This window comes from Flavobacterium sp., assembly GCF_043779715.1.
Lineage (GTDB): Bacteria > Bacteroidota > Bacteroidia > Flavobacteriales > Flavobacteriaceae > Flavobacterium.
Genome location: NZ_JAYWDT010000274.1, coordinates 16765 through 27265 on the forward strand (window position 1 = coordinate 16765; position 10501 = coordinate 27265).

Sequence of the window (10501 nt, forward strand, 5' to 3'; positions counted from 1 at the left end):
TTTCGACATTATGACATTTCAACTTGCGACTTTAAGGAATAAACTTTTTATATTTGTAAAATGAATGAAAATTTAGATCCTACCAATCAAAACTATAATCCAGAAGAACTCGATTTAGAAAAAAAATTGAGACCACTCTCGTTTGATGATTTTACAGGACAAGAACAGGTTTTAGAAAACTTAAAAATATTTGTACAAGCAGCAAATCAGCGTGGCGAAGCACTCGACCACACGCTTTTTCACGGTCCTCCAGGATTAGGAAAAACAACTTTGGCGAATATTTTGGCAAACGAATTGGGCGTAGGTATCAAAATCACTTCTGGTCCAGTTTTGGATAAACCAGGCGATTTAGCAGGTTTGTTAACGAATCTGGACGAAAGAGATGTATTGTTTATTGATGAAATTCATCGGTTAAGTCCTATTGTCGAAGAGTATCTATATTCTGCGATGGAAGATTTTAAGATTGATATTATGATCGAGTCTGGTCCAAACGCTCGTTCGGTTCAAATTAATCTAAATCCTTTTACATTAGTAGGAGCCACGACACGTTCTGGATTATTAACAGCACCTATGCGTGCTCGTTTTGGAATTCAGAGCCGTTTACAATATTATAATACCGAACTTTTGACAACGATTGTCCAAAGAAGTTCATCGATTTTAAAAATGCCAATCACCATGGAAGCTGCCATCGAAATTGCTGGTCGTAGCCGTGGAACGCCACGTATTGCGAATGCTATGTTGCGTCGTGTTCGTGATTTTGCACAAATAAAAGGAAACGGAAGTATCGATATTGAAATCGCAAAATTTGCTTTGAATGCCTTAAATGTAGACGCACACGGTTTAGACGAAATGGATAATAAAATTCTAACCACGATTATAGATAAATTCAAAGGTGGACCAGTAGGATTATCCACTTTGGCGACAGCCGTATCCGAAAGCAGCGAAACCATCGAAGAAGTTTATGAACCATTCTTAATTCAGGAAGGATTTATCATGAGAACACCTCGCGGAAGAGAAGTTACCGAAAAAGCCTATAAACATCTTGGAAAAGTAAAAATGAATATTCAAGGCGGATTATTTTAGATAAAAGATGGGAGCAGGAAGAGGGAAGTAGGAAGATGGAAGAGAAAAAAGTAAGTAAAAGAAGAGAGGTGTAAATATATTAGGTTTAATGCTGTATTTATAACTTCCTTCTTCCAACAAAAAAATAAAAAAAGATGAGTTTTAAATTCGAAAAATTAATTATTTGGCAACGGGCCATGGATTTTGGGGAAGATATAAACACTATTATAAAAGGTTTTCCTAAGCACGAAATGTATAATCTTTCTTCTCAAATTTTAAGAGCTTCAGATTCGGTTGCTTTAAATATTTCTGAAGGTTATATCGAACAATCTAATACTGAATTTAATAGGTTTTTAGGTTATTCTGTGAGATCTTTAGCTGAAGTTGTTACCTGTTTGTATAAAGCAAAAAGAAGAGATTATATAACAAATGAGGTTTTTGATAAACTCTATAAAGAATCATTCGATTTGATGAATATGACCATTGCATTTAAAGTCCGATTAAAGCAATAATGAAAACTTCCAACTCCCTACTTCCAACTTCCCGCTATACTTCTCTAATCAAAACCGAAGCACAACGCCTCGGTTTTTTATCTTGTGGTATTTCGAAAGCTGGATTTTTAGAAGAAGAAGCGCCGCGATTAGAGAATTGGTTAAACAAGCAAATGAACGGTGAAATGTCTTATATGGAAAACAATTTTGATAAAAGATTGAATCCAATCTTACTCGTCGATGATGCGAAAAGCGTGATTTCGTTATTGTTAAATTATTATCCATCGGAAATTCAGACTGAGAATTCTTATAAAATCTCAAAATACGCTTACGGACAGGATTATCATTTTGTTATTAAAGAAAAACTGAAGGAATTATTATATTTTATTCAAACTGAAATTGGAGAGGTTTCTGGTCGTGCATTCGTAGATTCGGCACCAGTTCTCGACAAAGCTTGGGCAGCAAAATCAGGTTTGGGATGGATTGGAAAAAATAGCAATCTATTAACGAAACAAGTTGGTTCTTTTTATTTTATAGCAGAATTAGTTGTCGATTTAGATTTAGAATACGACCACGCCACAACCGACCATTGCGGAAGCTGCACCGCTTGTATCGATGCTTGTCCCACAGAAGCGATTGTTGCTCCATATATTGTCGACGGAAGCAAATGCATTTCGTATTTCACCATCGAACTCAAAGAAAACATTCCAATAGAAATGAAAGGCAAGTTTGATGATTGGGCTTTCGGGTGCGACGTTTGTCAAGATGTTTGTCCTTGGAATAAATTTTCAAAACCACACAACGAACCACTTTTTAATCCAAATCCTGAAATGATTTCTTTTTCCAAAAAAGACTGGGAAGAAATCACGGATGAAACTTTCAAAAAAGTATTCAAAAACTCTGCAATCAAAAGAACAAAACTAGAGGGATTGAAAAGAAACATTAATTTTCTGAGAGAATAATAGCAACTGGATTTCCGCCTGCGCGGAAAAGACAGAGGGCGTTTTATTGTCTTTCCCGAGCAGGCGTAAAACTATTTTCAATATTTATATGAAAACTTCCAAAAAGAAAATCAATAAAAATTTCATTGTTCCAATGCATATTTTAACTTTGTAAATTCATAGTAATTTTAAAATATGTCAAAAGATAATAAAAGAAGAGAAGCATTACTATACCACGCGAAACCAACACCGGGGAAAATTCAGGTTGTCCCAACCAAAAAATACGCTACACAACGTGACTTGTCATTGGCTTATTCGCCAGGAGTTGCCGAGCCTTGCCTTGAAATTGCAAAAGACGTAAATAACGTTTATAAATATACTGCCAAAGGAAATTTGGTAGCTGTAATCACCAATGGAACTGCTGTTTTAGGCTTGGGTGATATTGGTCCAGAAGCTTCAAAACCAGTGATGGAAGGAAAAGCTTTGTTGTTTAAAATTTTCGCTGATATTGATGTTTTTGACATTGAAGTAGATGCTACCGATATTGATAAATTCGTAGAAACCGTCAAAGCCATTTCGCCTACTTTTGGTGGAATTAATTTAGAAGATATTAAAGCACCAGAATCCTTCGAAATTGAAAGACGATTGGTTGAAGAATTGAATATTCCGGTCATGCACGATGACCAACATGGAACAGCAATTATTTCATCGGCAGCTTTATTAAATGCATTAGAATTAGCTGACAAAAAAATTGAAACAGTAAAATTAGTTGTTTCGGGAGCAGGATCAGCAGCATTGGCTTGTGCTAATTTATATGTGCTTTTAGGCGTAAATCCAGACAATATTATCATGTTCGACAAAGATGGCGTACTTTCTTCAGAAAGAGCTGATTTGTCAGACCTTCAAAAAAGATATTCTAAAGCAAAACCAAATATAGATTTACGTGAAGCATTAATTGATGCTGATGTTTTTTTAGGACTTTCTGCAGGAAATATTTTAACACCAGAAATGCTATTAGGAATGGCAAACGATCCAATCGTTTTCGCCATGGCAAACCCAACACCAGAAATCGATTACAATCTTGCCATTACCACTCGTAAAGATATTATCATGGCAACGGGTCGTTCCGATTTTCCAAATCAAGTAAATAATGTTTTAGGATTTCCATATATTTTTCGTGGTGCACTCGATGTGAGAGCTACAAAAATTAACGAAGCTATGAAAATGGCTGCTGTAAAAGCTTTGGCTTGTCTAGCAAAACAATCGGTTCCGGAGCAAGTAAATATTGCTTACGGAGAAACCAAATTAAACTTTGGAAGAGATTATATTATTCCAAAACCTTTCGATCCAAGATTAATAACTGAAGTGGCGCCAGCTGTAGCAAAAGCAGCGATGGAAAGCGGTGTGGCTCAAATAGAAATCACCGACTGGGAAAAATATAAAGAAGATTTACTAGAGCGATTGGGTTCTGATAATAAAATGGTTCGTTTGTTGGCCAATAGAGCTAAAACAGATAAAAAGCGAATTATTTTTGCCGAAGCAGATCATCTCGATGTGTTGAAAGCGGCTCAAATCGTGCATGAAGAAGGTATTGGGATTCCAATTTTATTAGGAAATAAAGAAATCATTTTAGAGCTAAAAGAAGAAATAGGTTTTGATGCCGAAGTCGCTATTTTAGACCCAAAAACAAAAGAAGAAGACGCTAGAAGATTGCGTTTTGCCGAAATATACTGGAAATCTCGCCGTCGCAGAGGAATTACTTTGTTAGATGCTCAAAAATGGATGCGTGAACGTAACTATTTTGCGGCAATGATGGTCAATGAAGGTGAAGCAGATGCTTTGGTAACGGGTTATTCAAGAAGTTATCCATCTGTTGTAAAACCTATGATGGAACTTATAGGAAAAGCGCCAGGAATCTCAAGAATTGCCACCACAAACATGATGATGACGGCTCGTGGACCTATGTTTTTGTCAGATACGGCGATAAACCCAAACCCAAGTTCAGATGATTTAGCGAAAATTGCTTTAATGACAGCAAAAACAGTCAGAATGTTCGGAATACAACCAATAATCGCAATGGTTTCGTTCTCTAATTTTGGTTCTTCGAGTAACGAAAGTGCTGCAAAAGTACGTGAAGCAGTTTCATATCTTCATAACGAATATCCAGATTTGATTGTAGATGGTGAGATTCAGACAGATTTTGCTTTAAATCCAGAAATGCTGAAAAGTAAATTTCCGTTTTCTAAATTGGTAGGGCATAAAGTAAATACGCTTATTTTTCCAAATTTAGAATCGGCAAATATTACCTATAAAATGCTAAAAGAATTGTATAAAGTAGATTCAATAGGACCTATAATGTTAGGAATGGACAAACCAGTTCATATTTTTCAATTAGGAGCAAGTGTAGAAGAAATGGTAAATATGGCTGCTGTTGCTGCTGTTGATGCACAAGAAAAAGAGAAAAAATTAAAATCTAACAAAAAAATCGAGAACACTAGTTTAATCGAATAATCAAGTAGTTAGTCTGAAAAGTTAATTGAAATTCGAGAAAATTAGTATATTTGAAGGTTTACGATTTTATTTATGATAGCACACATTCAAGGAAAATTAGTCGAAAAATCACCAACAGAAGTTGTAATAGACTGTAATGGTGTTGGTTATCACGTAAACATTTCGTTGCATACTTATGGATTATTACCCACAACCGATTTCATCAAGCTTTTTACCCATCTAATAATTAAGGAAGACAGTCATTCGTTATACGGTTTTGTCGAAAAATCTGAGAAAGAAATCTTCAAATTATTGATTTCAGTTTCGGGAATAGGAGCCAACATTGCACGCACGATGTTGTCGTCAATCGAACCCAAACAAATTATCAATGCCATTGGTTCTGGAGATGTAGGAACGATTCAATCTATCAAAGGGATTGGTGTAAAAACCGCTCAACGAACGATTATAGATTTGAAAGAAAAAGTGTTAAAACTGTATGATTTAGACCAAGTTTCTATATCACAAAGCAATACAAATAAAGATGAAGCGTTATCTGCATTAGAAGTTTTAGGATTTATCAGAAAATCGGCAGAAAAAGTTGTCGAAAAAATCGTAGCAACAATGCCAGAAGCAACGGTAGAAACTATTATCAAACAAGCATTAAAAAATTTATAATCGTTGAGACAATTTAGTTTATATAATTCGAATTCATTCATAAAAAAAAGTATTTCTATACTGCTTTTTTTCGTTTCAATTACTGTTAATGCTCAAGTAACTCCAGAAATACAAGATACAGTAAAAGGCTATAATACAGGAAGTTTGGAACTTCCAAATCCAAATAGTATTCTAGAAGCTTACACTTACGATCCAATTACCGATAGATATATTTATACCAAAACATTTGAAGGTTTTAACATAAATTATCCAATTGTTCTGACGCCAAAAGAATATCAGGAATTAATCTCGAGAGAAGCCATGCGAGATTATTTTCAAAAAAAATCCGATGCAATCGATGGTAAAAAAGCAGCAAGTAAAGATGCTCAAAAAGATTTATTGCCAAGATATTATATAAAATCGGGTTTGTTCGAATCTATTTTTGGAAGTAATACCATCGATGTAAAACCAACAGGAACTGTCGAAATCGATTTAGGAATGCGTTATTCCAAACAAGACAATCCTTCGTTTTCGCCAAGAAACAGAAAAAGTACCACATTCGATTTTGACCAACGAATTAGTTTAAGTTTACTCGGAAAAGTTGGAACAAGGCTAAAAGTAAACGCAAATTATGATACCGAATCTACTTTTGCATTTCAAAATTTAATAAAATTAGAATACACACCAACAGAAGACGATATCCTTCAAAAAATTGAAGTTGGTAACGTAAGTATGCCGCTAAACAGTACTTTAATTCGTGGTGCGCAAAGTTTATTTGGTGTAAAAGCACAGTTTCAATTCGGAAAAACAACCATTACAGGAATTTTTTCTGAACAAAAATCGCAAACAAAAACTGTTGTTTCTGAAGGTGGCGGAGCAATTACAGAATTTAATCTTTTTGGATTAGATTACGATGTTGACAGACACTTTTTCTTATCACAATATTTTAGAAATAAATATGACGATGCACTTAAAAATTACCCAGTTATCGATTCGAGAGTGCAAATTACCAGAATGGAAGTCTGGATTACCAATAGGCAAAACCGAGTGAATACTTCGTCTGACGGAAATAATTTAAGAAATATTGTTGCCTTACAAGATTTAGGAGAAGCCAGACTTACAGGATTTACAGATGCTGAGATTGTTGGAATAACACCACCGCCAACATTTTTTAACGCCCCATCAGACACGCCTTCAAACAATGCAAACAATAATTTTGACCCTACAAAAATAGGTATTGGAAACAGTAATTTAAACTCATTAATTAGAGAAATCGCAACTGCGGGTCAAGGATTTACGGGCATTGCGCCAGCACCATCAGAAGGTACAGATTATGCTAAATTAGAAAATGCAAGAAAATTAACACCTAACGAATATACTTTCAACACACAATTGGGTTATGTATCGCTAAACCAAAGATTGTCTAACGATGAGGTTCTTGCCGTGGCGTATCAATATACAATTGGCGACAAAGTATATCAAGTAGGAGAATTTGGAACCGACGGTGTAGACGCAACAAATGTAAACTCAACAGGTGTACCAATAACACAAAGTTTGATTCTTAAAATGCTAAAAGGAAATTTAGCTAGTGTGACCAAACCAGCTTGGAATTTGATGATGAAAAATATCTATCAAATACCAGGAGCTTATCAGTTAGATGCTAAAGATTTTAAATTCAATATATTATATACTGATCCATCACCACTAAATTATATTACAGAAGTAGCTGGAAGTCCTTTTCCAGCAAATCCTTTGCCCGAAAATGAGGTTACAAGAACGCCTTTGTTAAGGGTTTTTAATATGGATAAATTAGACTATAACAACGATCCTCAGAAAAAAGGAGATGGCTTTTTCGATTTTGTTCCTGGTTTAACAGTCGATGCTCAAAATGGTCGAATCATTTTTACAACAAAAGAACCATTTGGAGAACTTCTTTTTAAGAAATTAAAAAACACGGCTTCTCTAGAAGATTATTCAGATGTAAATACTTATAATGCAAATCAGAAAAAATACGTTTTCTCAAGTTTGTATCGCAAAACGCAAACACAAGCCTTGCAAGAAAGTGATAAAAATAAATTCCAGCTTAAAGGAAAATTTAAATCTACGGGAGGCGAAGGAATTTCTCTTGGTGCAGCAAATGTGCCCCGTGGTTCTGTAGTGGTTACCGCTGGCGGAAGAGTGCTGCAAGAAGGAGTCGATTATAGTGTCAACTATCAAGCAGGGCGAGTGCAAATTCTCGATCCGTCATTGCAAGCTTCTGGAACTCCTATTAGTGTTTCGGTCGAAAACAATGCGGTTTTTGGTCAGCAAACCAGAAGATTTATGGGGATTAATGTAGAGCATAAGTTTTCTGATAAGTTTCAAATTGGAGCCACATACTTAAAAATGACCGAAAGGCCATTTACTCAAAAAACAAATTATGGTCAAGAATCTATAAACAATACCATTTTTGGAGCTAATGGAAATTATTCAACCGAAATTCCATTTTTTACCAGAATGGTTAATAAATTACCCAATTTAGATACTGATGTTCCGTCTAATTTATCCTTTAGAGGAGAAGTTGCTTTCCTAAAACCTGGAACACCAAAAACAGACCAATTTGAAGGAGAAGCAACGGTATATGTTGATGATTTTGAAGGTTCACAATCTACAATAGATATGAAATCTCCTTTCGCTTGGAGTTTGTCTAGTTCACCAGTAGGATTCGGTGGAGAAATAGCAGAAAATAATTTGGCATACAATGACAAGCGTGCAAAAATGTCTTGGTATTCTATCGATCCAACTTTTTATACCGCACAAAGACCAGCAGGATTAGACGACAATGATATTTCTAGACACAATACCAGAAGAATTTATAGTACAGAATTGTACCCAAATACCGATATTGCAGTTGGAGAAACCACTGTCGTTTCTACATTAGACATGACTTATTATCCTGCCGAACGTGGACCATATAATTTTAATACATCAGGATTAGGAAATACCTTGCCAACACCTCAAAATAATTTTGGTGGAATTATGCGTTCTATTTCTTCAACAAATTTCGAACAAGCAAATGTAGAATACATTCAGTTTTGGATGTTAGATCCTTATTTCGGAACTGCAAGCGATACAAACGCTACTAATGTTGGACAATTAACATTCAATTTAGGTGAAATTTCTGAAGACGTTCTAAAAGATGGAAGAAAATTATACGAAAACGGATTGCCAGCTGGCGGAGCCAACCCAAATGTAATCGATACAAATTGGGGTAAAGTTCCCGCATCACAATCATTAATTTATGCTTTCGATACGAATGAAGCCAATAGAGCACAACAAGATGTAGGTCTTAACGGATTGTCAGACGCTGAAGAAAACGCAAAATATCCAACCTTTGCAGGATCAGATCCAGCACAAGATAATTACCAATACTTCCTAAGTACTTCGGGTTCTATTACAGATAGATATAGAAATTATAACGGATTAGAAGGGAATTCGCCCGTAAATGTTTCAGACACCAATAGAGGTTCTACTACAACACCAGACGTAGAAGATATTAACAGAGATAATACCATGAATACGATTGATGCGTATTATAAATTTACTGTAGATGTTAAACCAAATTTAGTTGTAGGCGATCAATATGTCTCCGATGTAAGAGAAACACAAGTTACACTTGCAAACGGAAACACAACACAAGCAAGATGGATACAATTTAAAATTCCAATCCTAGAAGCAACTGCAGCAAATATAGAAGGTGGAATTTCCGATTTTAGATCTATTCGTTTTATGCGTATGTTTATGTCTGGATTTGCTGATAATGTTACTGTTCGTTTGGGTGCTTTAGATTTAGTTCGTGGAGAATGGAGAAGATATAATGGTTCGCTTCAAGCTAGCGATCCGGTTCCAGACACTACTCCAGACCCAACAGGTTTCGATGTAACAGCTGTAAATATTGAAGAAAATAGCACTAGAACACCTATAAGATATGTATCTCCTCCAAGCGTAGAGCGTGAGGAATTATACAATAATAATTCAGTGCTCAAGCAAAATGAGCAATCACTTTCGTTAAAAGTTTATAACAAAGCAAATGCACAAACACTAAGCGATGGGCTAGAAGCAGGGGATTCTAGAGCTGTTTTCAAAAATGTCGATGTCGATATGCGTCAGTACAAAAAACTAAAAATGTTTTTGCATGCAGAATCTTTACCCGGAAATACTTCCGATTTAAAAGACAATGATATGGTGGCATTTATTCGTTTTGGAAACGATTTTACAAATAATTTCTACCAAATAGAAATGCCTCTAAAAGTGACGCAACACGGAAGCTTATCACCAGCAGATATTTGGCCAGTGGATAATGAAATAGATATACAAACAGCTTTATTAACCCAACTTAAAATTTTAAAACTCAACGGAGGTATTAATTTACCACCAGATCCTAACGGAATTTTTTACCAAGATGTAGTTGCTGGCGGACTTGTAAACCCTTCTGCGGTTGCTGATAAAATGCGAATAGGTATCAAAGGAAATCCAAACTTTGGTTATGTAAGAACATTAATGATGGGTGTCAAAAATCCAAAAGCAGAACCTAGTAGTAATCCAGCTGATTATGCTCGTGGAGAAGTTTGGTTTAACGAACTTCGTCTTGCCGATGTAGATAATAAAGGTGGTATGGCTGCTATTGCAAGTTTAGATACTAATCTTGCTGATTTTATGACACTTTCTGCAACAGGAAGAATGAATACCATAGGTTTTGGCTCGATAGAACAAAGTCCAAATGAGCGTAGCCGTGAAGATGCCAAGCAATATGATATTGTTACCAATATAAATTTAGGCAAACTATTACCTAAAAAATGGGGTATAAATTTACCTTTTAATTAT

6 protein-coding genes are annotated in these 10501 nt (G+C 35.3%); all 6 read left to right on the top strand.

The window, feature by feature from the left end; translation table 11 throughout:
• The first annotated feature begins 60 nt into the window (after positions 1-60).
• Entirely contained in the window at positions 61-1083 is a 1023-nt protein-coding gene (gene ruvB / locus ACH2BG_RS13275; protein WP_395048174.1) for a Holliday junction branch migration DNA helicase RuvB, read from the top strand.
• Between the two features lie 134 nt (positions 1084-1217).
• A complete protein-coding gene (locus ACH2BG_RS13280) occupies positions 1218-1574 on the top strand; it encodes a four helix bundle protein (RefSeq protein WP_395048175.1) in 357 nt (118 codons plus the stop codon).
• Positions 1574-2515: a tRNA epoxyqueuosine(34) reductase QueG gene (gene queG / locus ACH2BG_RS13285; RefSeq protein ID WP_395048176.1), complete on the top strand. Its 942-nt coding sequence runs from the start codon at positions 1574-1576 to the stop codon at positions 2513-2515. Before ACH2BG_RS13280 ends, queG begins: the two co-directional genes overlap by 1 nt.
• A gap of 174 nt (positions 2516-2689) precedes the next feature.
• Positions 2690-5005: an NADP-dependent malic enzyme gene (locus ACH2BG_RS13290; RefSeq protein ID WP_395048177.1), complete on the top strand. Its 2316-nt coding sequence runs from the start codon at positions 2690-2692 to the stop codon at positions 5003-5005.
• 72 nt (positions 5006-5077) lie between these two features.
• Positions 5078-5659: a Holliday junction branch migration protein RuvA gene (gene ruvA / locus ACH2BG_RS13295; RefSeq protein ID WP_395048178.1), complete on the top strand. Its 582-nt coding sequence runs from the start codon at positions 5078-5080 to the stop codon at positions 5657-5659.
• Positions 5660-5662: 3 nt separating this feature from the next.
• Positions 5663-10501 (top strand): cell surface protein SprA (gene sprA / locus ACH2BG_RS13300; protein ID WP_395048179.1); only part of this gene is annotated, 4839 nt, incomplete at its 3' end.